Origin of the sequence: Pantoea sp. SOD02, from assembly GCF_024707505.1 — a bacterium.
In the GTDB taxonomy this organism is placed as follows: domain Bacteria; phylum Pseudomonadota; class Gammaproteobacteria; order Enterobacterales; family Enterobacteriaceae; genus Pantoea; species Pantoea symbiotica.
In genome coordinates, this window is the sequence record NZ_CP102605.1 from 603,144 (window position 1) to 625,800 (window position 22,657).

22 protein-coding genes are annotated in these 22,657 nt (G+C 54.8%); 11 read left to right on the top strand and 11 right to left on the bottom strand.

What is annotated here, in order from left to right:
* The first annotated feature begins 11 nt into the window (after positions 1–11).
* Complete coding sequence (locus tag NR302_RS22260; protein ID WP_258145319.1) at positions 12–650, top strand: bifunctional 2-polyprenyl-6-hydroxyphenol methylase/3-demethylubiquinol 3-O-methyltransferase UbiG; 639 nt, start codon at positions 12–14, stop codon at positions 648–650.
* 51 nt (positions 651–701) lie between these two features.
* On the opposite strand, the gene NR302_RS22265 is transcribed toward NR302_RS22260, so the two are convergent.
* Complete coding sequence (locus NR302_RS22265) at positions 702–2,732, bottom strand: choline transporter (protein WP_008106887.1); 2,031 nt, start codon at positions 2,730–2,732, stop codon at positions 702–704.
* 256 nt (positions 2,733–2,988) lie between these two features.
* On the opposite strand from NR302_RS22265, the gene betI reads away from it, so the two are divergent.
* The 4 genes from betI (at position 2,989) to NR302_RS22285 (ending at position 7,933) form a co-directional block, all read left to right on the top strand.
* The gene (betI, locus tag NR302_RS22270) at positions 2,989–3,582 is read left to right on the top strand and encodes a transcriptional regulator BetI (protein ID WP_008106889.1); all 594 of its coding nucleotides are present in this window, start codon (positions 2,989–2,991) and stop codon (positions 3,580–3,582) included.
* Positions 3,583–3,595: 13 nt separating this feature from the next.
* Entirely contained in the window at positions 3,596–5,068 is a 1,473-nt protein-coding gene (gene betB, locus NR302_RS22275) for a betaine-aldehyde dehydrogenase (protein WP_258145320.1), read from the top strand.
* Positions 5,069–5,096: 28 nt separating this feature from the next.
* Entirely contained in the window at positions 5,097–6,776 is a 1,680-nt protein-coding gene (gene betA / locus NR302_RS22280) for a choline dehydrogenase (RefSeq protein ID WP_256698645.1), read from the top strand.
* A 254-nt stretch (positions 6,777–7,030) separates the two neighbouring features.
* A complete protein-coding gene (locus NR302_RS22285; protein WP_258145321.1) occupies positions 7,031–7,933 on the top strand; it encodes an alpha/beta hydrolase in 903 nt (300 codons plus the stop codon).
* Here NR302_RS22285 and NR302_RS22290 read toward each other — a convergent pair.
* The 4 genes from NR302_RS22290 to NR302_RS22305 all read right to left on the bottom strand — a co-directional run bounded on the left by NR302_RS22290 (position 7,930) and on the right by NR302_RS22305 (position 12,480).
* Entirely contained in the window at positions 7,930–8,637 is a 708-nt protein-coding gene (locus NR302_RS22290; protein ID WP_258145322.1) for a cysteine hydrolase family protein, read from the bottom strand. The genes NR302_RS22285 and NR302_RS22290 overlap by 4 nt on opposite strands.
* Positions 8,630–9,940 carry a cytosine permease gene (locus NR302_RS22295; protein ID WP_258145323.1) on the bottom strand — a complete coding sequence of 437 codons (1,311 nt, stop codon included), beginning with the start codon at positions 9,938–9,940 and terminating at the stop codon, positions 8,630–8,632. Before NR302_RS22295 ends, NR302_RS22290 begins: the two co-directional genes overlap by 8 nt.
* On the bottom strand, positions 9,933–11,381 hold the full coding sequence (locus NR302_RS22300) for an amidase (RefSeq protein ID WP_258145324.1): 1,449 nt from the start codon (positions 11,379–11,381) through the stop codon (positions 9,933–9,935). The genes NR302_RS22295 and NR302_RS22300 overlap by 8 nt, the downstream gene beginning before the upstream one ends.
* A 199-nt stretch (positions 11,382–11,580) precedes the next feature.
* Positions 11,581–12,480: a LysR family transcriptional regulator gene (locus NR302_RS22305; RefSeq protein ID WP_258145325.1), complete on the bottom strand. Its 900-nt coding sequence runs from the start codon at positions 12,478–12,480 to the stop codon at positions 11,581–11,583.
* Between the two features lie 97 nt (positions 12,481–12,577).
* Here NR302_RS22305 and NR302_RS22310 point away from each other — a divergent pair, with 97 nt between their 5' ends.
* Positions 12,578–13,630 carry an SDR family oxidoreductase gene (locus NR302_RS22310; RefSeq protein ID WP_154191125.1) on the top strand — a complete coding sequence of 351 codons (1,053 nt, stop codon included), beginning with the start codon at positions 12,578–12,580 and terminating at the stop codon, positions 13,628–13,630.
* Positions 13,631–13,668: 38 nt separating this feature from the next.
* On the opposite strand, the gene NR302_RS22315 is transcribed toward NR302_RS22310, so the two are convergent.
* The 3 genes from NR302_RS22315 to NR302_RS22325 all read right to left on the bottom strand — a co-directional run bounded on the left by NR302_RS22315 (position 13,669) and on the right by NR302_RS22325 (position 14,830).
* Positions 13,669–14,004, bottom strand: a complete 336-nt coding sequence (locus NR302_RS22315; RefSeq protein ID WP_008106908.1) for a multidrug efflux SMR transporter — start codon at positions 14,002–14,004, stop codon at positions 13,669–13,671.
* A gap of 48 nt (positions 14,005–14,052) precedes the next feature.
* Entirely contained in the window at positions 14,053–14,496 is a 444-nt protein-coding gene (locus tag NR302_RS22320) for a YkgB family protein (protein ID WP_258145326.1), read from the bottom strand.
* Positions 14,497–14,572: 76 nt separating this feature from the next.
* Complete coding sequence (locus NR302_RS22325) at positions 14,573–14,830, bottom strand: YdgH/BhsA/McbA-like domain containing protein (RefSeq protein WP_258145327.1); 258 nt, start codon at positions 14,828–14,830, stop codon at positions 14,573–14,575.
* A gap of 133 nt (positions 14,831–14,963) precedes the next feature.
* Between NR302_RS22325 and NR302_RS22330 the strand changes: the two genes are divergently transcribed.
* The 3 genes from NR302_RS22330 to NR302_RS22340 all read left to right on the top strand — a co-directional run bounded on the left by NR302_RS22330 (position 14,964) and on the right by NR302_RS22340 (position 17,427).
* The gene (locus tag NR302_RS22330) at positions 14,964–15,572 is read left to right on the top strand and encodes a TetR/AcrR family transcriptional regulator (RefSeq protein WP_258145328.1); all 609 of its coding nucleotides are present in this window, start codon (positions 14,964–14,966) and stop codon (positions 15,570–15,572) included.
* A gap of 87 nt (positions 15,573–15,659) precedes the next feature.
* Positions 15,660–16,730 carry an ABC transporter substrate-binding protein gene (locus NR302_RS22335; RefSeq protein WP_308713980.1) on the top strand — a complete coding sequence of 357 codons (1,071 nt, stop codon included), beginning with the start codon at positions 15,660–15,662 and terminating at the stop codon, positions 16,728–16,730.
* Complete coding sequence (locus NR302_RS22340; protein ID WP_258145329.1) at positions 16,699–17,427, top strand: molybdate ABC transporter substrate-binding protein; 729 nt, start codon at positions 16,699–16,701, stop codon at positions 17,425–17,427. The genes NR302_RS22335 and NR302_RS22340 overlap by 32 nt, the downstream gene beginning before the upstream one ends.
* On the opposite strand, the gene NR302_RS22345 is transcribed toward NR302_RS22340, so the two are convergent.
* Positions 17,414–18,739: an HdeD family acid-resistance protein gene (locus NR302_RS22345; protein ID WP_258145330.1), complete on the bottom strand. Its 1,326-nt coding sequence runs from the start codon at positions 18,737–18,739 to the stop codon at positions 17,414–17,416. The genes NR302_RS22340 and NR302_RS22345 overlap by 14 nt on opposite strands.
* A gap of 168 nt (positions 18,740–18,907) precedes the next feature.
* Entirely contained in the window at positions 18,908–19,696 is a 789-nt protein-coding gene (locus NR302_RS22350) for a sulfite exporter TauE/SafE family protein (RefSeq protein ID WP_258145331.1), read from the bottom strand.
* Positions 19,697–19,813: 117 nt separating this feature from the next.
* Here NR302_RS22350 and NR302_RS22355 point away from each other — a divergent pair, with 117 nt between their 5' ends.
* On the top strand, positions 19,814–20,578 hold the full coding sequence (locus NR302_RS22355) for a helix-turn-helix transcriptional regulator (protein ID WP_258145332.1): 765 nt from the start codon (positions 19,814–19,816) through the stop codon (positions 20,576–20,578).
* Positions 20,579–20,699: 121 nt separating this feature from the next.
* Here NR302_RS22355 and NR302_RS22360 read toward each other — a convergent pair whose 3' ends face one another.
* Positions 20,700–21,578 carry a LysR family transcriptional regulator gene (locus tag NR302_RS22360; RefSeq protein ID WP_258145333.1) on the bottom strand — a complete coding sequence of 293 codons (879 nt, stop codon included), beginning with the start codon at positions 21,576–21,578 and terminating at the stop codon, positions 20,700–20,702.
* A gap of 121 nt (positions 21,579–21,699) precedes the next feature.
* Here NR302_RS22360 and NR302_RS22365 point away from each other — a divergent pair, with 121 nt between their 5' ends.
* Positions 21,700–22,551, top strand: coding sequence for a Vmh family MBL fold metallo-hydrolase (locus tag NR302_RS22365; protein WP_258145334.1), 852 nt, complete (start codon positions 21,700–21,702; stop codon positions 22,549–22,551).
* The last annotated feature ends 106 nt before the right edge of the window (positions 22,552–22,657 follow it).

The following is a 22,657-nucleotide window of genomic DNA, read 5'->3' on the forward strand; positions in this document are numbered from 1 at the left end:
AGTACTTTATTATGAAAAATGAAACATTATCTTTTGAACACTCAGCACAATATTGGGACGACCGCTATCGTTTACAAGGAAATTCAGGTGCGGGTTCATACGGATGTTTGGCTGATTTCAAAGCTGAAGTCATTAATGATTTTGTCACCGACGAAAATATTCTGTCAGTGATGGAGTTCGGTTGTGGTGACGGTAATCAATTGTCACTTGCATGCTATCCACGTTACACCGGCTTTGATATTTCAGAACATGCTTTGCAACGCTGTAAAAAAATGTATGCCAGCGATCCGACAAAAGACTTTTACCCGGTTGATCAATGGAGTGGTCAACAAGCCGAATTGGTATTGTCACTTGATGTGCTTTACCATTTGATTGAAGATGATGTATTTGAAAAATACATGGACACGTTATTTAGTGCGTCGAGTCGGTTTGTTATTATTTACGCTTCGAATGATGAAAAACTAAACCAGTTACTTGGGGGCCATGTAAAACATGTTCGCCATCGTAAGTTCACCCAATGGGTGATAAAAAATATGGCTTACACATGGGAATTTTATAAGCTGATCCCTAACAAATATCCTTTTAACGTTCACGATCAAAATAACACATCGTTTGCCAATTTTTATATTTTTCGTCGTCGTGCACAATAAAGCTTGGTATTGCCATAGCGGCGCGGTTAACCGCGCCGCGGCTTGCATTGATTAAACGTCCGGGAACGTCATATTGCTGCCCGGCGCTTCACGATGCAGATGGATAAAGTTCAGGTGGCGTTCGTACTGATCGAGAATATCGATAATCACCTGCTCTTTGTTGTAGTCCATCAAATCGTTGCCCTGGCTGCCTTCCAGCAGGAAGGTTTCCAGACGGTAATAGGTCGATTTACCGCTGCGAGCGCGATAGGTAAAGCCCGGAACCGAATACTGCTGCGGCCAGATTTGATAAACGAAATCCTGCTCTTCGCCCAGCAACACGCGCAGATCAAGGTGGCCCAGCGGCTGCCCCTCTTCTGGCTCGGCTCGCTCCAGCGAGATACGTCCACCGCGCAGCTCCAGCTCTTTCGCCACATCCTGCATCGCCGGGAACAGCACCTCTTCCATCATCTTCTGCGTGTAGCGCGTGCCCGGATAGTTCATCAGGCGTGACAGGCGTTTTTTCCAGCTCAGGCGATCGTTACTGGCCGGAATGTACGGCGCAGTGTCGCGGCTGGCGCTGGCGCGGCGGTGATCTTCCACCTTCAGCGATTTATACAGCCCGGCCATCACAAAGAAGATCACAAAGCTAAACGGTAAGCCCATGATCACCGTGGCGTTCTGCAAGGCAGAGATCCCGTTGGTCATCAGCATACCCATCGTCAGCACACCAATCGCAATTGACCAGAAGATACGCAGCCAGTTTGGTGCATCGCTGTTGATGTCTTTCAGCTTCGAGGTGAAGTTACCCAGCACCAGCGAACCAGAATCCGCCGACGTCACGTAGAACAGCATACCGGTGATGGTGGCTACCGAAGCACTGAATTTAAACGCCGGATACTGCGCCAGCAGGCTGTAGAAGCCGCGTTCGGCATGCGCCATCACTTCCTGGGCAAAGCCCGCGTCGCCGTGAATGATTTCATACAGCGCCGCGTTACCAAACACCGACAACCACAGCAGCGTAAAGGTGAACGGGATAATCAGCGTACCCAACACGAACTCACGAATGGTGCGACCACGCGAAATACGTGCGAGGAACAAGCCGACAAACGGTGACCAGGCAACCCACCACGCCCAGAAGAACAGCGTCCAGCTATTCATCCACTCGCGCGGCTGGTCGAAGGCAAAGGTGTTAAGCGTCATACCCATAAAGCGATTGACGTAGTCACCGACGTTCAGCACCAGCGCGTTGAGCAGGAAATCGGTTTTGCCCATAAACAGCACGAACAGAATCAAGCCCAGCGCCAGCGCGACGTTCAGCTCAGAGAGAATACGGATGCCTTTGTCCACGCCGGAGGTCACTGAAATGGTGGCGATGATCACCGACAGCACAATCAGCGCCGCCTGCGCCGTGAAACCTTCCGGCACATCAAACAGCACGTTGAGGCCGTAATTCAGTTGCACCACACCAATCCCTAAGGTGGTGGCGATACCAAAGATGGTGCCGATCACGGCAGCAATATCCACCGTGTGACCAATCGGGCCATTAATGCGTTTGCCGAAAATCGGATAGAGCGCGGAGCGGATGGTGAGCGGCAGGTTGTAGCGATAGCTGAAGTAACCGAGCGCGATACCCATCAATGCGTACATCGACCAGCCGGTGACGCCGTAGTGGAACAGCGTCCACACCATCGCCTGACGCGCGGCTTCCATGGTCTGCCCTGCACCTTCTGGCGGCTGCATATATTGCGTTACCGGTTCGGCAACCGAGAAGAACATCAGGTCAATACCGATACCGGCGGCAAACAGCATCGCCGACCAGCTCAGTAAACTGAACTCGGGTTTAGATTGCTCCGGCCCGAGTTTGATCGCGCCGTAGCGAGAACACGCCATATAGATGACGAACACGATGTACAGCGTGGCAGCGAGCATGTAGTACCAGCCAAACGTGGACGTGACCCAATTGACGGCGGTCAGAAGCCAGCTGGCAGCGAGTTCGCTGTAAAAAATCGTGACAAGTGAAAATGTCAGAATCAGTCCGGCTGAGGTGTAAAACACCACAGGATTGATTCTGTCTTTTTCACTGGCAGGTGGATTAATCATCGATTACCTCTGGTTAATTTCCTGTAGTACGTGCCAAAAAAGCTCAATCAGGTCGCCATTAATGGCGTCCCAACGAGGGAAAGTGCGGTTTTCATGGGGTGCGCGTGAGTACGCACCTGCTGAGTTCCCTTCAACTTACCGCTTCGTTTTTGTAACAATCCAAGCACAGCATCCTAACAAATTTCTTTTTTATATTGAACGTGCAATCAAAAAAAGTTTTAATAGTGTCCTTACATTGCGGTGGAGCTGGAGTGTTATGCCAAAGGTGGGAATGCAGCCGATACGTCGTCGGCAACTGATTGATGCGACCCTGAGCACCATTAACGAAGTCGGGATCAACGACGCCACCATTGCGCAGATTGCGCGACGTGCTGGTGTATCGACAGGCATCATCAGCCACTACTTCAAAGACAAGAACGGTCTGCTGGAAGCCACGATGCGTGACGTAACACGTCAGCTGCGTGATGCGGTAGCAGCAAGGTTAAAACCGCTGGCCGACGCCAGCACCGAAGCGCGCCTGCTGGCGATTGTGGAAGGCAACTTTGATGATTCGCAGGTGCACAGCGCCGCGATGAAAGCCTGGCTGGATTTCTGGGCCAGCAGCATGCATCAGCCACAGTTGGGCCGCTTAGAACGCGTAAGCAGCCGTCGTCTGTTTTCCACGCTGGCAGCCGAGTTTCGTCGCGTTATTCCGCGCGAAAAGGCGCGCCTGGCGGCACATGGCCTCGCCTCGCTGATTGATGGCCTGTGGCTGCGCGCGGCGCTCAGTGGCAAACCGTTCGATTTGGCTATTGCCAGACAGCTCACCACCCAATTCATTCGTCAGCAATTGGCTGACCAGAATCACTGAGGAAGGAGAAATCATGTCCCGATTCACCGAGCAACACCTTTATATTGATGGCGCATTGGTTCCCGCTGCGGCAGGTAACACATTCCAGACCATCAATCCGGCAAACGGCGAAGTGTTGGCCGACGTGCATGAAGCCGATCGCGCAGACGTTGATCGCGCCGTTGCCGCAGCGAAAAAAGGCCAGAAAGTCTGGGCGGCGATGACCGCCATGGAACGTTCGCGCATCCTGCGTCGTGCGGTCGATATTCTGCGTGAGCGCAATGATGAACTGGCCGCGCTGGAAACCCTCGACACCGGCAAACCGCTGAGCGAAACCCAATATGTGGATATTGTGACCGGTGCCGACGTGCTGGAGTACTACGCGGGCTTGATTCCTTCGTTGGAAGGCCAGCAAATCCCGCTGCGCGATACCTCTTTCGTGTATACCCGCTGCGAACCGCTGGGCGTGGTGGCCGGTATCGGCGCGTGGAACTATCCGATTCAGATCGCTTTGTGGAAATCTGCACCTGCGCTGGCCGCCGGTAACGCGATGATCTTCAAACCGAGCGAAGTCACGCCGCTCACCGCGCTGAAACTGGCAGAAATCTACACCGAAGCGGGCGTGCCGAATGGTGTGTTCAACGTGTTGAACGGTCGCGGCGCGGTCACCGGCCAGCTACTCACCGATCATCCGGGCATCGATAAAGTCTCCTTCACCGGCGGCGTCGCCAGCGGTAAGAAAGTGATGGCGAATGCGGCCGGTTCCACGCTGAAAGACGTCACCATGGAGTTGGGCGGCAAATCACCGCTGATTATCTTCGATGACGCCGATCTCGACCTCGCCGCTGATATCGCCATGATGGCGAATTTCTACAGCTCGGGTCAGGTTTGCACCAACGGCACGCGCGTGTTTATCCCGGCTACGTTGCAAGCGGCGTTTGAAGCGAAAATCGCCGAGCGCGTGGCGCGCATCAAGGCGGGCGATCTCAACCATCCTGATACCAACTTCGGTCCGCTGGTCAGCTTCGCACATCGCGACAACGTGATGCGCTTCATTGAATCCGGCATCAGCGAAGGTGCGCGTCTACTGTGTGGCGGTAAACGCCTGAGTGGCGCAGCTTTCGATAACGGCGCATGGGTAGAGCCGACTGTATTCACCGACTGCCGTGATGAGATGACCATTGTGCGCGAAGAGATCTTCGGACCGGTAATGTCGATTCTGAGCTACGAAAGCGAAGAAGAAGTGGTTCGCCGCGCCAACGCCACCGAATTTGGCCTGGCTGCCGGTGTAGTAACCCAGGATCTCAACCGCGCGCACCGCGTGATTCACCAGATTGAAGCGGGTATCTGCTGGATCAATACCTGGGGCGAATCTGACGCCGCGATGCCTGTCGGCGGTTACAAACATTCGGGTGTCGGCCGCGAAAATGGCCTGATGACGCTGCAAAACTACACGCAGGTGAAATCTGTGCAGCTCGAAATGACCCGTTTTCAGTCCGTATTTTAATTTTGGCTTTTAACCTGAGGAACGACTAATGGAATTTGATTACATCATTATCGGAGCCGGATCCGCAGGGAACGTTTTGGCAACAAGACTGACCGAAGATAGCAGCGTCAATGTGCTGCTTTTAGAAGCGGGCGGCCCAGATTACCGCTTCGACTTCCGCACGCAGATGCCTGCGGCGCTGGCTTTCCCACTGCAGGGCAAACGCTACAACTGGGCGTACGAAACCGAACCAGAGCCGTATATGAACAATCGCCGCATGGAGTGCGGACGCGGTAAAGGTTTGGGCGGATCGTCGCTGATCAACGGCATGTGCTACATCCGTGGTAACGCGATGGATCTCGATAACTGGGCCAATGAACCTGGTCTGGAAAACTGGAGCTACCTGAACTGCCTGCCCTACTATCGTAAATCTGAAACGCGCGATATTGGTGCCAACGATTATCACGGCGGCGAAGGTCCAGTGAGCATCACCACCTGTAAACCTGGCAACAATCCGCTGTTCGCCGCGATGATTGAAGCCGGCGTGCAGGCGGGTTATCCGCGCACTGATGACCTGAACGGCTATCAGCAGGAAGGCTTCGGGCCAATGGATCGCTTTGTGACGCCGAAAGGTCGCCGCTCCAGCACCGCGCGCGGTTATCTCGATACCGCTAAGACGCGTCCGAACCTGAAAATCGTCACCCATGCGACCACTGACCGCATTCTGTTTGAAGGTAAACGCGCGGTTGGCGTGCAGTATCTGCTGGGTTCCAGCAACACCTCGCATCAGGCGCATGCGCGTCGCGAAGTGCTGCTGTGCGCCGGTGCCATCGCCTCGCCGCAGATTCTGCAACGCTCCGGTGTCGGTTCCGCTGAACTGCTGAAACAGTTTGATATCCCGCTGGTGCATGATTTACCGGGCGTAGGCGAGAACTTGCAGGATCACCTCGAAATGTACCTGCAATATGAGTGCAAAGAGCCGGTATCGCTCTATCCGGCATTAAAGTGGTGGAACCAGCCGAAAATTGGTGCTGAGTGGCTGTTTAACGGCACCGGCGTCGGCGCCAGCAACCACTTTGAAGGCGGTGGTTTTATTCGCAGCCGTGAAGAGTTCAGCTGGCCGAATATTCAGTATCACTTCCTGCCGGTAGCGATTAACTATAACGGCTCGAACGCGGTGGAAGCGCACGGTTTCCAGTGTCACGTTGGTTCGATGCGCTCACCGAGCCGCGGCCATGTGCGTCTGAAATCACGCGATCCGCGCCGCCATCCGGCGATTCTGTTCAACTACATGTCACACGAGCAGGATTGGCAAGAGTTCCGCGATGCGATTCGTATCACGCGCCAAATCATTAACCAGCCGGCGCTGGATAAATATCGCGGCAAAGAAATCAGCCCAGGCCTGGATTGCCAGACCGATGAGCAGTTGGATGAGTTTGTGCGCAATCATGGCGAAACGGCTTATCACCCGTGCGGCACCTGTAAAATGGGTACTGACGAGATGTCGGTAGTTGATGGCGAAGGCCGCGTGCATGGCGTCGAAGCCCTGCGCGTGGTGGATGCCTCGATTATGCCGTTGATCATCACCGGTAACCTCAATGCCACTACCATCATGATCGGCGAGAAAATCGCAGACAACATTCGTGGCCGCCAGCCGCTGCCGCGCAGCGAAGCGGATTACTTTGTTGCCGGTGATAAACCGGTGCGCGCTGAACCGATGCGTGGGTGAGATTGATTTAGGGGCGACGTTCGTCGCCTTTTTCTTTTGTCGCAAATTCAAGCTGCAACTCGCGTCTTAATCATTGGACAAACTGAACTCCGCACAATGGTTACATGTTACTATTAATAATCAACTAAAAGTATGTTGTAACTATAAACCTTAATTCTCGCCTCGTCGCATTTGGTAATACAAAGCAACGCCCTCTTCATCTTCTCTACTGATTTATCTGCTTCAATAAGCCTCTAATTTCATGAGGATTCGCCATGAACCGCCGCCACTTTTTATCGTATCTGACACTTTCCACGCTGGCCTTTCGCAGCGGGCTAACCTTTGCTGCACCAGCGATCGTAACCACCCAAGTCCTGCCGCTGTGGCCTGATTTACCGCCGGGCGGCGGCGGTCCTGCTGGCGATCTGATGATTTCAGCCAAAGGCGCTCAGCGCAATATCGTGCGCCCGACGCTTACAGTAATGACGCCGCCCTCGCCCAATGGCCGAGCGGTATTGATCGCCGCCGGTGGAGGTTATACGCGCATTGAAATGGGCAAAGAAGCCTGGCCCGCCGCAGCCTGGTTGACGGCGCGCGGATATACCGCTTATGTGCTGAGCTATCGTTTGCCGCATGAAGGCTGGAAAGATGGCGCGATGGTTTCACTGCAGGATGCACAGCGCGCGCTGCGCGTAGTGCGGCAGCGTGAACCGCATGTCAGCGTGCTGGGATTTTCCGCCGGTGGGCATCTGCTTGGAATGGCGATCACGCGCGCGGATTTCCACTCGTATATGGCCACCGATACACTGGATAACCTGCCCGCCACGGCCGATCGCGCTGCGCTGATCTATCCCATCATCACGCTGGAGCCGCCTTACACCCACACCTCAACCCACAAAATTTTGGTGGGCAAAAACGCGCCTGCCAGCGAGGACGCCGCATGGTCGGTGCAGGAGTTTGTTAATCCGCAATCGCCGCCTTTCTTTCTGGTGCAGGCAGAGGATGATCCGATTTCCGATCCGCATAACACGCTGATTATGGCTGACGCCTGTAAGCGCCAGCACGTGCCCGTGGAGATGCATCGCTACAGCAGTGGCGGACATGGATTTGGTATGGGCAGGCCCGGCACGCCCACCATGGCGTGGCCGGAGCATTATGAAAGGTGGCTAAAGAGTTAACCGACTTCAGCCGTTTGCTCGCTGGCCAACCCCGCCAGCAAGGTCTGCGAACTGGCTACTGCACCAAAAATCCCGCCTTGCATATGGATCATGCTGAGCGCCGCTTCGTGGTGTTTCAGCTCGGTCGCCGCACAGCAATCTGACAACACTAAACACTCGAAGCCGCGATCGTTGGCTTCGCGCAGTGTGGTATGAACGCAGACATCGGTGGTGATGCCGCTGATGATCAGATTCCGAATGCCACGGCTGCGCAGAATCAGTTCGAGATCGGTGGCATAAAAGGAACCTTTGCCCGGTTTATCGATGATGACTTCACCCGGCAGCGGCGCCAGTTCCGGGATAATCTCCCAGCCCGGTTCACCGCGTACCAGAATGCGCCCGCACGGACCGGGCGCGCCGATTTCTGCCTGCATGCGCTTCGACCGCCAGCGCTTATTCGCAGGCAAATCACTTAAATCCGGCCGATGCCCTTCGCGTGTATGGATGATCGGGAAGCCCAATTCGCGCATCGTTGCCAGCACCTGCTGCAGCGGCTTAATCGGCGCGCGCGTTAAAGCAATGTCATAGCCCATGCTATCAACGTAACCGCCCTTGCCGCAGAAATCGGTTTGCATATCGATCACGATCAGCGCGGTATCCTGCGGGCTGCAGCGGCCGTCATACGGCCACGAGTAAGGGGTTGAATCAATGGCGTAATCAGGCATTTTTTTCCTCCATCACATTTACCGTACTTTCACGTTTCAGTTTCACAATCAGTGTATAGCTGGCAGCCGCAGTGACTAAGCCAATCACCGCTTCACCAAACTGCGGGAAGGCAATATGCGCAATCACCGCACACAAGCTGCCGATCGCCCAGGCGGCAAAGGCGCTGCCGCGCATGCGGCGCAATTTGCGCTGCTCGCTGATTTTCGCCATGAAGATCAAATCGACAATCATCACTGCGCCAAACGGCGGCACCACGATGCCGAGCAAGCTCAGCCATTCGAGGAAATAGGACCACACGCCAGCCAGCGCCAGCGCACCGCCGATCACACCGAGGATTACCGTCCATAAGCGCATTTTGCTGCTGAACAGATGGCTAAAGCCGACCGCCCCGTTATACAGGCAGTGCGTACACACCGATCCGAGATTGATAAACACAAACAGGAAGGCAATCACCGAGAGCAGCATGCCGTGACCCATTAGCATTGGCAGGAAGTTGCCGCCGTTGCTCGCCGGATCGACAGCCGCGCCTACCGCCACAATCACCACGCCAAACAAATAAGAGATAACATTCGCCACCGGGAACGCGGAGAATGCGGCAATCACTGCCGATTTACCGTCTTTTGACCAGCGGGTGAAATCTGCCGTCATGGTGCCGGAATCGGCGAAACCGGCCACCACCATGGTGACTGCGGTGCCCATGCTCATCGCGCCCACCGCGCTGCTGCTGCCGGTAAACTGCGTGATGGTGCTGAAATCGTGATCCTTAGCAATCAGCCACAGCGCCACCAATCCCAACACCACAAACAGCGGTGCCGCGATCATGCCGAGCACTGACAACGCGCGCACGCCGAGGAAAGTGATGGCGGTATACAGCACCATGGCAAACGCCGTCACCGCCAGCGCGTTCCAGCCAAAGGTTTGATTGATCACCGTACCAGTTAAGCCGGTCTGGAAGGCGTACCAGCCAATCACCACAGTAGAAAGGAAGCCCGAAACCAAAATGTAGCCTTTGGTACCGAAGGTGCGTTTCGCCTGCAGCGCGAAGTTCATACCTGTATTACCGGCGAACCAGCTCAGCGCGCCGACATAGGCAAACAGCACCAGATTGCCCAGCAGGATGGCGATCAGCGCCGGCCAGAAGCCGAGATGCCAGGTAATGATGCCGCCAAACAGCGCATTGGTGAGGATCATCGGGAAACCAAACCACACTGCCGAAACCGAACCGGTCGAGTGGCGATGGCTGAGCGGAACCGGTTCGTGCTCGAACTCCTGCTCTAAAGCAGGTGAATTTTTGTTAGTCATGGGCAACTCCGAATGAAACAGGTGTGATGTGATTCCAGGGTTGTATGCGCTCGAATGCGGCAGACGCCGCCAGCACCAGGCCATCGTCCAGATGACGACCCACGATTTGCATGCCAATCGGCAATCCGCTGGCGGTAAAGCCAGCGGGAACAGACGCCGCCGGTTGGCCGGTAAAATTGAACGGGAAGCAGAATGAGAGCCAGTGATCGCTACGCACCATGCGGCCATCGATGATCTCGGGTCCCTGCATGTTGAGCGGGAACGGCGGCACCGCCAGCGTCGGCGACAGCAACAGATCGTAGTGCTGCATAAAGCGCCACATCTGGTTGCACAGCTTTTTGCGCGTGGTGTTGGCGTCGGTAAAGGTTTCAGCGCGCCAGTCACGTTGCAGCATGGCGCTGAGATGCGGTGACATACGTGAACCGAGTTCAGCCTGCATGTGACGCATGCCGGAAAGATCGCTCTCAAAGGCCACCAGCGCGGCAAAAGTGGCACCTTCATCGGCGATGCCGGGATCGACTTCATCCAGCTCGGCGCCGAGTTCACGGGCTAAACGGCGTGCGGCCTGTGTGACAACGTCACGCACTTCAGGATCGACGGCGATGTAACCGAAATCCGCGCTGAAGGCGATGCGCAGACCGCTCAGCGGCTTATTCAGCGCGGCCAGCCAATCTACGTCATTACAGGGAATCGAGTGGCGATCGCGCATATCGGGCCCCGCCATCACCGACATCATCAATGCGCTGTCGCGCACCGAGCGCGTCATCGGGCCGATATGCTCCAGCGATTCCCAGCTGGAAACGCCGGGATAACGCTCGTCGCGACAGCCCGGCCACAAAGGTACGCGCCCCATCGACGCTTTCAGGCCAAACACGCCGCAGTGCGCAGCAGGAATGCGCACCGAACCGCCGCCGTCGCTGCCTAAGGCAATCGGACACAAACGCGCTGCAAGTGCCGCACCGGAACCGGCGCTGGATCCGCCCGGCGTTTTGCTGAGATCCCACGGATTGCGCGGTGATGGAAACAGCGGATTATGCCCGACGCCGCTGTAACCAAATTCCGGCGCGGTGGTTTTCCCCAGCAGCACCGCATCAGCGGCCAGCAGGCGTTCAACCGTGATGTCATCCTCATCCGGGACAAAATCGGCGTAGGCATGCGATCCCGAAGTGGTTTTCACGCCTGCGGTGCAAATCAGGTCTTTTACCGCCAGCGGTACACCTGCCAGCGCACCTAGCGTTTCGCCGCGCGCGCGTTTCGCATCAACGGCGGCCGCCTGCTGCAGCGCCAGTTGTGGCGTGGCGGTACAAAACGACTGAATCTGCGGCTCGCGCTGCTCCATGCGATCGATTGCGGCTTGCGTCACTTCCTGCGCCGAAACGTCGCCGCTACGGATTAATGCCGCCAGGGTGGTGGCATCTTCATCCAACAGTGCATCAAACATGCGAATACTCCCGATTTATGACTTATCGGAAACGTTGCAGTTTGCGTGCCAGAAAACGCCAAAAATGAGATTACTGTCCGCCAGGCCAGATGGGATACGCTCTTGGATACAAGATCGAATACTTATGTTTCTTTACAATGCAGGCGTTGAGACCAGAAGCACGAAAATGGCGCAGCCATGCGCCACAATGGAGAGCGGCTTAATCAGCCGTAGGGATTAAATCCACCAGAACCTGTTCGATCACTTCAACCACGCGTCTGACGCGCAGCGGGATAAAGCGCGCGTCGGGAAACACCGCGTAAAGAAATCGGTCTGGCAGACGATATTGCGGCAAAATGCGCTCCAGCGTTCCTGATTGCAACGCTTCGTGCACCAGCGGTAATTGCATGCCGCCGACGCCGATATTCGCCTGCAGCGCCTGCATTAATCCTTCGCTGCTGTTGGCACGAAACACGGTATTCACTGCCAGCGCCACGCTTTCCTGATGGGATATCAGGCGCAGCGGCGCCTCTTTATCGATGCCGCTGAAGCGGACAAGCGGATGCGCGGCCAACTCTGCCAGCGTGGTGATCGGCGTCGCACGTATCCGCTCAGGCGCAGCGAACAGCGGCGTTTCAATACGCGTCAGTAATCGCGCCGGAAACATTTCAGGCGGCGTTTCACTCAAGCGCAACGCGATATCCACGCCTTCACTCACCAGTTCAGCCACACGATCGTCGAGCGCGATGGTCAGATGCAGTTCAGGGTTCGCGCGTTGCAGCGCCAGCAAATGCGGCAAAAACCGCTGGCCTAATCCGCTGGGTAACTGGATATGCACGCTGCCATGCAACGCTTGCTGCGCCGGACGCAACTGGCTCTCCACTTCCTGCATGGCGGCAAGCAGCGGCTGCATCTGCTGTAAATAACGCTCGCCCTGCTCGGTTAATTTCATGGCGCGCGTGGTGCGGTGCAGCAACACGATGCCGAGCTCATCCTCCAGCGCGGCGATTTGCTGGCTCACGGCGGACTGTTTCATGCCGCACAGGCGTGCCGCCGCCGAAAACGATCCGGCTTGCGCCACGCGAATGAAGGTGTTGATGGCGTTGAGTTTGTTATTCATTTAATTATTTTTCTGATAAGTGACATCTGAATTGTGGGATATCAGCAATAAAAATAATAGATAACACTGTGCCTGTCTTGTTATCAGGAGAATCATCATGTCGCAAACACATAACGTCGCATTGGTGGCGGGCGCAAGCGGGATTGTGGGCAGTCAGCTGGTCACCGCACTGCGTCAGCAGGATTGGCAGGTAATCGGCCTGACGCGCCAGTCCGCAACCTCAACGCACGATATCCCTTTCATCCACGTTGATCTGCTGGATGCGCAACAGAGCGCGCAGGCGCTGGCCCCGCTCAATCAGGTCACGCATATCTTCTACAGCGCGTGGCTGAATGCCGCCAGCTGGCGCGAGATGGTCGAGCCTAACGTGACGATGCTGCGCAATCTGGTGGTTAACATCGATAAGGTCGCGCCGCTGCGCAGCGTCAGTTTGATGCAGGGATACAAAGTGTATGGCGCGCATTTGGGGCCGTTTAAAACGCCCGCGCGAGAAAGCGATGCTGGCGTGGCGGGAGCCGAATTCAATGCGGAACAGCTGCGCTGGCTCAGTGAATTTCAACGCGGAAAAAGCTGGCATTGGCATGCCTTGCGCCCCGGCGTGGTCGGCAGCGCGGTGCCCGGCAATGCCATGAACCTGGCGCTAAGCATCGCGCTGTATGCATCGCTGTGTAAATCTCAGGGTTTGCCGCTGCGTTTTCCCGGTTCTTCACTCACCTGGCACAGCATGGTCGATCACACCGATGGCGGCTTGCTGGCGCAGGCCACGCTGTGGGCGGCCAATGCGCCTGGCGCCCACAATCAGGCATTCAACGTCAACAACGGCGATTTGTGGCGCTGGAGCGAGTTATGGCCGGCGATTGCCCGCTGGTTTGAACTGGAATGCGCGCCAGCGGTGAATCTGTCGTTTCATCAGCTTTTCCAGGATTACCGCGACCAATGGCAAAACATCGCTGAACAATATCAGCTGATCGAGCCGGATATCTTGCAACTGAATGATGGGCAATTTGCCGATTTTGTCTTTGGCTGGGATTACGACATGTTTGGTGACGGCAGCAAATTACGGCGCGCGGGTTTTAGCGGATATCAGGCAACGGATGAGATGTTCTTTACGCTATTTGCGCAGTTACGCGCAGCACGCATTATCCCTTAAGCCAACAGGGAAGCCTGCGCTTCCCTGTTATTAATCGATTAATGCAAAATAGTTTTAGAGAAAACCTGAATCACTACAATGCCCAGCCCGATTAACATTAAGCCCGCCATTGCAGCAAAATCCAGTTTCTGGTTGTAGAAAAAATAAGACATGACCGACACCAAAAATATGCCCATTCCGGCCCAGATAGAATAAGCAATGCCGACATTCATCTGTTTAACCACTTGAGATAATCCATAAAATGAAATGGCATAACCGATTACCACAACCACGCTGGGAATAAGGCGTGAGAATCCTTGCGAGGCCTTCATCATGGTTGTGGCAATCGTCTCAGCGACGATGGATATCGCCAGTATCACGTAAACATTATTCATAAAGCCCTCTTAAATGCTCGAGAGTAAACACGCATTATAGAGTAGCTGTTAGAGGTTGTTTTTCCAACGGATTGAATCGCGCTTCAGTAACGTCAGACCAATCGCCACCACCATAATATCTTTAAAAATAAACGAATCGAGTCCGCCTAACTGCGGTAACAGGCTCAGCGTGACTAACCCGGTGAGAATCAATAATCCAGCGCCTATCATGCCTAAATCCGGACGTTTGAAACCCGCAATAAGCAGCATAACCGTGCTGAGTTCAACCACACCAAGAAAATAGCTGCTGCCATGCAGGCCAAGGAAGTAGGGAAAGATACTCAGCCATGTTTTGGTAAATATAGGCTCCAGCGCCTGAACTTCAAATTCAAACCATTTTGCCATACCAAAAACCAGAAAAATAATAATCACCGATAATCTCAACACCATCGGTTCTTTGCTCGCGAGAAAATGGACCACTCGTGAAGTACAGACTTTTTTAGCTGTTGTCATAATAAACTCTCCAGTGATTTATGCAGCCAGCTCAATAAGAAATGAGCTGGCATAAAGTCATGGTTCATGATGTCGATTACATCTCAACGCTGTCATATAAGGTGGCGGAGGCATAACCCTGATTACGCGTGTTGATATAGGTCACGCGATAAAAATCACTGCCCTTCATCTCGGCTTTCGCCGCCAGTTTTGTCACCAGTTCACTGTGCGTACCGCCATGCACACTGATACTGCCGGTACGCACCACATTTTCACTGCTGTTACGCGTGAGTTCCTGAGCTGCGTTAGAGAAAAATGGGATCAAAACCAAAACTGCGATGATTGCGCTTTTCATAATATCTTCCTTTTGTTAGTGTTCGCTAAAATATATAACGCAGCTGAAGAGCAAACGCACCACATTTTATTAGTGAACACTAAAATATGTGATGGCTTTATCAGAAAGTTCAGGTCGAGAGGGAGTTATGTCAATGAATGTCAACAAAAAATCAGGCAGACCGCGTCTGTTACCCAAAGAAGAGCTGGCGGCGATCATGTTCTCGATCTTTGCGAACAAAGGTTATGAAGCCACGTCACTCAACGATCTTACCCAGGCAACGGGTACCAAACCCGCCACCTTGTACCAGGCCTTTGGAAATAAAGAAGGGATGTTTATTGCGGCACTCGAACATTACAAAGCGACGTGGCTGGCAGATTTAGAGGGGATTCTCTCCTCTGATGAATTGAGTTTTCACAATAAAATTAAGCAGTTCCTGTTTTCCGCTTTTAACCTTTTTTCCTGCGAAGGCAAACCGCCGGGCTGCTTGCTGGTGTTTTCCGCGCTCTCATTTCGCCCTGAAGCCTCATCGTTGGGCGCTGAGTTATTCAACGAACGTCATGCATTTAAAGCGTGGATCATCGAGGAAGCGCAGCGTGCACAGCAGAACAACACCCTTTCAGGCAAATTATCTCCTGAAGAAACCGCTGAATTTATTCTGACTTTCGAAAGCGGTTTAGCGCTGATGGCGCTGGATAATCCCGACCAGAAGATGATTAACAGTATGATCGATAAGATGATCGATGCAGTGATGTGCGAGTGATACCGAGCATTGTGATGTTAAAAACAGCCATATCTCCGCCTGGTTAATCGCTATATACTCCGGTGCATATCGAATTCAGGAGCCTTTATGCACATCTCTTTTAAGCGGATTATTCTCGCGGGATTACTCACTTTCGCCTCGTTGCACAGCTATGCCAGCCGCGTCGTGACCGATCAAATTGGCCGTCAGGTGACAATTCCGGACAAGATTGATCGCGTAGTGGTACAGCAACATCAAACCCTGAACCTGCTGGTGCAGCTCAACGCCACCGATAAAATCGTCGGGATTTTGGCGAACTGGAAGCAGCAATTAGGTGAGGGTTATGCACAATTGGTGCCGGAACTAACGCACAAAGCGATGCTGGGCGATTTGACGCATGTCGATTTAGAAAAGCTGGTGGCGCTGCATCCGCAGGTGGTGTTTGTCACCAACTATGCGCCGAAAGAGATGATCGACCAGATTTCTGCCTTAGGCATTCCGGTGCTGGCGATTTCACTGCGTCACGATGACGCCGGTCAGCAAGGCAAAATCAATCCCAGCATGCAGAATGAAGATCAAGCTTACGATCTCGGCATTAAGGAAGGCATCACGCTGATTGGCAATGTGGTTAACAAGCCAAAACAGGCGCAGGAATTGATTGATGCCGCCTTTGCCGGACGCAAAATCGTCAGCGATCGTTTGAAGAATCTGCTCGAACAACAGCGCGTACGCGCCTATATGGCGAATCCCGACCTCACCACGTACGGCTCGGGCAAATACACCGGCTTGATGATGGCGCATGCGGGCGCTTTCAATGTGGCGGCCGCGACCGTGCAGGGTTTCAAACAGGTCAGCATGGAACAGGTTGTGGCGTGGAATCCGCAGGTGATTTTCGTGCAGGATCGCTATCCCAACGTGGTGCCGGAGATCCAGCAGGATGCGCGCTGGCAAACCATTGACGCGGTGAAAAATCATCGGGTGTGGCTAATGCCGGAATACGCCAAAGCCTGGGGCTATCCGATGCCAGAAGCGATTGGCCTCGGTGAACTGTGGATGGCGAAAAAACTCTATCCGGAGAAATTCCGCGACATCGATATGCAACAACAAGCCGACCGCTGGTATCAGCGCTTCTACCGGACGCATTATCATGACCACGCTGAAGATTCTGGCCGCCGGTAGCTTGCGCGCAGTGTGGCCGGATTTGGTGGCGGCATTTAGCGCGCTTTCCGGCCTCAAAGTGTCCACCGATTTCGGTCCAGCGGGCCTGCTGCGCCAGCGGATCGAAGCAGGTGAGCCCTGCGACTTCTTTGCTTCCGCCAATCGACGGCATCCTGAAACGCTATTGCAGTCGGGACGCGCAACAGAAGTAGGATTATTTGCCACCAACACGCTGTGCCTGACGGTGCGGCGTGACATTGTCACGAAAAATGATGATTGGTTATCACTGCTGTGCCGGGATAATTTGCGCTTAGCGACCTCAACACCGCTCAGCGATCCCTCGGGTGATTACGCCTGGCAACTGTTTGATAACATTGAGCAACAGCATCCCGGATTAGGAATCATGTTGAAAACCAAAGCGCGTGCTTTGGTCGGCGGTCCAGATAGTTTGTTGGTGCACGCTGGTGAACTGGCGGCACAATGGTTGATTGAGCAGCAACACGCTGACATGTTTATCGGTTACGCCAGCTATGCGCCGCGCTTGCGGCGCTGCCCGCAGCTACAGGTGATAACCATCCCCGCGCCCTTCAACGTTCAGGCCGAATACGGCTGGGCGTACTGCTCAGCTGCCGCACAGCCTTTCGCGGCATTTCTCTCATCCGCTGCGGCGCAAACAATTCTGCAGCAGCAGGGTTTTATACCGTTTACGGATCGGTAGCCGAACGCTTATTTCCAAGCTGCTGCTGCAGCCAACTCGCCGCCCTTTTATAGCGACTCAAGCGCTGTGCCGGTGCCAAAACCTGGCGCAGCAGCAGGCAATAATCCATCACCAATCCCGGCGTCCAGGTCATGCCTTCGGCGCGACTGCGCACCAGGCTTAACAGCCAGAAGTCAGGATTAAACAGCACCCATAAACCCTGCAAACCGCGCTCGCCGAGCAAACCTTCGGTGGCGACATCCAGCGCCTGAATCACGCTGGTGGAACAGTTACGTGAGGTCAGGTTATAGCGCGTGTCGCTGGCGTTGCTGAGCCAGAAATTACGCAGCGCCTGCTGATTGTAGTGAGGCAGCGTCAGGCGTCTGTCGGGCCGACACCACGCTTTGATCTCTTTCTCCAGTGAAGGCAGGAAACAACCTTCTACATCAAACTCCTCTTTCGCCCGTAACGTTTTCAGAAAGCCACGAAAATCGCGGGAAACGTCATCCGCAGGATAGAGGCTGATGTAAATCTCTTCGCCCATCTCCAGCGAGGTATGGCCGGTAGAGACTTCGCCGCGATGGTCAATCGCTGCCACCCAACGATCAAACCACGGACGACGACCTGCCACATCGCCGGAACCCACCGGCGTCCAGATGTAGACGTTAAGTGGCGTGCTCACCGCATGCTGACTCATCGGCGGATGCACATAGCCTAATCCGTGCGGCGCACGCAGACCGGCACGCGTAAACATTGGCAATGCGGTGACGCTGGTGTTGGCTGGCAAGGCGTGGATTTGTGCCGTCATCACCAACAGATTGATGCCCCAACCCAACAGCAACAGCGCAAAACACAGCGGCACAATCACATGCGGTGATAGCGGCCAGTTGGTGGCAATCAGCACGCTGAACGCCAGTTCGCTAAAGCCGAGCGTTAATTTGCGCGTCCAGCGCCGACAGCGCATCAGGCAACATGAGATGACGCGAAAACCGCCATCGAGTAAAAACACCGTAGCGAATGCCAGGGAAAGGCAAACGCCGCTGTCGTGGGGAGCGAGAAACACCAGCGCGCCAAAGATCAGCAATATCGTCGATTTCAGCAAAGACGGCCAGGCGATACCGGCGGGGGCATAAAACGCATTTAACGCTTCCGCTCCACCCTCTAATGCCAAAAACATGCCTAAAAGCTGCAAGGGAAAGGAGACCGTTCCATGTTGCAGCAGATCCATGACGATCCCGGCACTGGCCCCAAGACAAATCACACCTAACGCGGCGAGATAAGGCCAGCCGGATCTGAGTGCCGGCCCACCCATCAGCAGAAACAGTAATCGCAACAAATGAACACTCCAGCGCTTAACTCAAAGCTCAGTACGCTCTGTAGACGCGGGCAATCTGCAGGAGTTCGGCGATCGCCCTCTAATTCTGACTTCGTTTACTGATGGTTGTAACAATGAGGGCACTGTACGTGGCAAAGCTTAAAATTGGCTTAACGATTAACCGGTTTACACAGTGATAGCCAACAATACCAGGCACAACAGCAGAACATAGGTACGCGCATGCCAGACATCGGGCACCGCCGGAATACAGCGGCGGGCAAACACCATCCCGATAAAACCGGCGGCCACCAGCAGCAGTAAAATTTTCAGGCTGATAAAGCCGAGATAACCGCTGGCAGGAATCTGCTGCCAGCCGCTGATGGCGTAAGTTATCGCGCCAAAAATGGCGACCGGCAGCGACAGCGGATTAGCCGCGCTGACGCAATCGCGCATGGCATAACCATGACGACGCAGCAGCGGCACGGTCATTACGCTGCCGCCAACGCCGAGCATGGCGGCGATCACACCAATCACTGTGCCGCCTGCGCTGCTGGTCAGCCGCGACAACATTCGCGGTGCAGTGCGGCTAAAGAAGCCTTTCCGCAGCAGGCAATCAGCGATAGTCACCACCATGTAAAGCATAAACAGCCTGCGCACCCAAATGTCGCTCATCACGCCCGCCAGCCAGGATCCGATTACCGCACCGAGCGCGATAAACCAGATTAGCGGCAACAAAGGGACATCATGCAGTTTGCCCGCCCGCCAGTTTTTATAGCTGGCCCAACCGGCGTTGAAAATCATCACGGCGGTCGAGGTTGCCACCGCGATATGCATCGCCTGCGCCGCCAGCAGTGGCTGCTGCAACAGCAATTGATAGACAAACGGCACCACTACAAAACCGCCGCCAAAGCCAAACAACATCGTGGTGATGCCGGTAGCAAAACCCGCCAACCCAATAATTAACAGCTCGTTCATCGCCTTTCTCTGCATCATGAAAAGAGTGATGCAGCTTACGCAGCAAGCTGCCCGCTTCCCATTTGCGCAGCGCTCATTTACCCTTGCAAATCAGTCAATTTTCGGTGGATGTCGGGGATGCGAAATAGTCACATTGATGAATACGACCATATTGATCGTGACGTGGTGGCGCTGGGCAATGACTACGCGCAGGGATTTGTGCTGCCAGAGCATCGCCATCGCCGCGCGCAGCTGCTGTATGGCGCGACGGGTTTAATGCACGTCGCAACGCAGGCGGGCGAATGGGTGGTGCCGCCGCAGCATGCGGTGTGGATTCCGCCGAACACTGTGCACAGCGTGAAGTTTGTCGGCGTCTCGACGCGCAGCCTGTATATCGAGCCGATTTGCGCGGCAGCATTGCGCGATCGCTGTAGCGTCATCAGCGTCTCACCGCTGCTGCGACAACTGTTGATTGAAGCGGTTGATTTACCGCTGTTATATGCATCCGATCGCGATCGATCGCTGGTGCAGTTGCTGCTGCTGGAGCTTGCGGCGATGCCTGCACGTGAATTCGATATTCCGCTGCCGCAGCATCCGGCGCTGTTGGTGCAATGCCAGAACTTCTTACTGGCGCCAACCATTCATGATGCCGCCGATCGCTGGGCCAGCGCGATGTTTATAAGCCCCAGCACCTTCCGCCGCCATTTCTTACAGCAAACCGGCTTGTCTTTCTCGGCCTGGCGACAGCGCGCCTGCGTGATGACGGCGCTGGCGTGGCTGGTGGCGGGCAAATCGGTAAACGAGGTGGCGCTCTCGCTCGGCTATGACAGCAGCTCCGCTTTCTCCACGATGTTTCGTCGCGTCACCGGTCAGGTGCCATCATTTTATATCGGCCACAATTGAGCAAGTTTTCGCCACCACTTTGGCGATTTCAGGCTGAAAACCGGCTTTTCTTAGCCAGAATTATTTGCCTAACACACTGATTATTTGTTCATTCCTTCAAGCCCAAATGCATGTCGAACTTTCAGGCGCTTAACTGCTGCTGCACCGCATCTAAAAACGCCCGCAGCGCCGCCGGCTGCCGTTCACGCGACATGTAAAGACCATAGATCGCCAGCGTTTTTGGCTGATAAGCCGGCAGTACGGTTTGCAATTGTCCGTTGTCGATGGCGTTGCGCGCTTCCATCTCCGGCACCATCGCCACTCCACAACCGGCAATTGCCGCATCACACAACACCGACGAGATGCCGGCGCTGAAATTGCCCTGCACCGCTGCAGAGATCGTTTCGCCCTGCGCATCTGAAAATTGCCAGCTCTGCCCAGCGAAACGGCTGTAATGCAGGCAGTTATGCTGCGCCAGATCGGCTGGCGTGTGCGGCGAACCATGCGCCTGCAGATAGCCCGGTGACGCGCACACCACCGAAACACACTCGCCTAAACGTCGGGCAATGGCGCCAGGTTCGGGATCGTCGGTAATGCGCACCGCCACATCAATGCGCTCACCGATCAAACTCACCGGCTGATTATTGATCTCCAGCTCGATGCGCACCGCCGGGAAACGCGCCAGGAATGCCGGGATCATCGGGCCCAAAATATGCGTGGCGGTGGAGTGCGCACAGGCGACGCGCAACGTGCCGTGCGGCTCGCTATCCGCGCCCTGATCGGCAATCTCTTCAGCCAATCTGGCTAGCGCGCGCGATTTTTCGAGGATCTTCTCCCCAGCGGGCGTGATGGTTAGCTTGCGTGATGACCGGTGCAGTAAACGCGCGCCAGCCCACTTCTCCATTTCATCCAGATAGCGGCTGACCATCGGCCGCGAAATATCCAGTGCACGCGCTGCAGCACTTAAGCTGCCCAGTTCGCAAATGCGGTTAAACACTGTTGCCGCCGTGACTCTGTCCATGTTGGCTCCATCTGATCGCTTTATGAAACTGATCATATCCAGTTTCGGGAATTCTACCAGCCAGCGATTTCCCTACAATAGAGCCACAAATACGGCGAAGTGCCGGATAAAGGAAAATTCGATGAAAATGAAAACGCTGACACTGGCATTGGCCATTGCCGCCCTGCCTGCCTTCGCTGCGCCGCTCCATTTAGAGGTGTATAACCCGCAGGAGAACGGCATTTTCCCGGTCTCTTCCACGCTGGTTTCCGGACCGCATGAAGCAATATTGTTTGATGCGCAGTTCAGCACTAAAGACGGTGAGAAGCTGGTGCAGATGATTAAAGCCAGCGGTAAAAAGCTGACGCAGATTGTCATCACCTCCGGCGATCCTGACTTCTATTTTGGTCTTGAACCGATTGTAAAAGCGTTCCCGCAGGTGAAGATTGTGGCGACGTCGGACGTGGTGAAACACATCGAAGCCACCAAAGCCGCCAAGCTGGCGTATTGGGGCCCGCAGATGAAAGACGGCGCACCAAAGCAGTTGTATGTTCCGCAGGTTACGCATGCAACCAGCTTTAAAGTCGACGGTGAAACGCTGGAACTGCGTCACGCCGATGATTACGCCGCTTACGTGTGGATCCCGGCCAACAAAGCGATTCTCGGTGGCACCGGCGTGGCTTCCGGCATTCACGTCTGGACCGCCGATACACAAACGCCAGCTATTCGTCAGCAGTGGCGTAATGTGCTGAGCGAGATGCAAAAACTGCAACCTAAACAAGTAATTCCGGGCCATTATCTTGGCGAGCGCCCGGCGGGTGATGGCGCGATTACCTTTACCTTGAACTACCTGCAAACCTTTGAGAAAGCGTTACAGCAGCATAAAGGTTCGGCGCAGGTGATCGAGACCATGAAAGCCGCTTATCCGCATCTGCCGGAGGAGAGTTCTCTGGACCTGAGCGCCAAAGTGAATACCGGCGAGATGAAGTGGTAATGGATGTTTCAGTGAGTGAGGTCGCCATTCATGGCGACCTCTCGAAAAACCGCACCATTCTCTTGTAGGGTCGCCATTCATGGCGACCTCTCGAAAAAACGCAGAT

Coding starts and splice junctions, on each gene's coding strand:
- NR302_RS22260 (WP_258145319.1), top strand. CDS start 12: ATGAAAAATGAAACATTATCTTTTGAACACTCAGCACAATATTGGGAC.
- NR302_RS22265 (WP_008106887.1), bottom strand. CDS start 2,732: ATGATTAATCCACCTGCCAGTGAAAAAGACAGAATCAATCCTGTGGTG.
- betI (WP_008106889.1), top strand. CDS start 2,989: ATGCCAAAGGTGGGAATGCAGCCGATACGTCGTCGGCAACTGATTGAT.
- betB (WP_258145320.1), top strand. CDS start 3,596: ATGTCCCGATTCACCGAGCAACACCTTTATATTGATGGCGCATTGGTT.
- betA (WP_256698645.1), top strand. CDS start 5,097: ATGGAATTTGATTACATCATTATCGGAGCCGGATCCGCAGGGAACGTT.
- NR302_RS22285 (WP_258145321.1), top strand. CDS start 7,031: ATGAACCGCCGCCACTTTTTATCGTATCTGACACTTTCCACGCTGGCC.
- NR302_RS22290 (WP_258145322.1), bottom strand. CDS start 8,637: ATGCCTGATTACGCCATTGATTCAACCCCTTACTCGTGGCCGTATGAC.
- NR302_RS22295 (WP_258145323.1), bottom strand. CDS start 9,940: ATGACTAACAAAAATTCACCTGCTTTAGAGCAGGAGTTCGAGCACGAA.
- NR302_RS22300 (WP_258145324.1), bottom strand. CDS start 11,381: ATGTTTGATGCACTGTTGGATGAAGATGCCACCACCCTGGCGGCATTA.
- NR302_RS22305 (WP_258145325.1), bottom strand. CDS start 12,480: ATGAATAACAAACTCAACGCCATCAACACCTTCATTCGCGTGGCGCAA.
- NR302_RS22310 (WP_154191125.1), top strand. CDS start 12,578: ATGTCGCAAACACATAACGTCGCATTGGTGGCGGGCGCAAGCGGGATT.
- NR302_RS22315 (WP_008106908.1), bottom strand. CDS start 14,004: ATGAATAATGTTTACGTGATACTGGCGATATCCATCGTCGCTGAGACG.
- NR302_RS22320 (WP_258145326.1), bottom strand. CDS start 14,496: ATGACAACAGCTAAAAAAGTCTGTACTTCACGAGTGGTCCATTTTCTC.
- NR302_RS22325 (WP_258145327.1), bottom strand. CDS start 14,830: ATGAAAAGCGCAATCATCGCAGTTTTGGTTTTGATCCCATTTTTCTCT.
- NR302_RS22330 (WP_258145328.1), top strand. CDS start 14,964: ATGAATGTCAACAAAAAATCAGGCAGACCGCGTCTGTTACCCAAAGAA.
- NR302_RS22335 (WP_308713980.1), top strand. CDS start 15,660: ATGCACATCTCTTTTAAGCGGATTATTCTCGCGGGATTACTCACTTTC.
- NR302_RS22340 (WP_258145329.1), top strand. CDS start 16,699: ATGACCACGCTGAAGATTCTGGCCGCCGGTAGCTTGCGCGCAGTGTGG.
- NR302_RS22350 (WP_258145331.1), bottom strand. CDS start 19,696: ATGAACGAGCTGTTAATTATTGGGTTGGCGGGTTTTGCTACCGGCATC.
- NR302_RS22355 (WP_258145332.1), top strand. CDS start 19,814: ATGCGAAATAGTCACATTGATGAATACGACCATATTGATCGTGACGTG.
- NR302_RS22360 (WP_258145333.1), bottom strand. CDS start 21,578: ATGGACAGAGTCACGGCGGCAACAGTGTTTAACCGCATTTGCGAACTG.
- NR302_RS22365 (WP_258145334.1), top strand. CDS start 21,700: ATGAAAATGAAAACGCTGACACTGGCATTGGCCATTGCCGCCCTGCCT.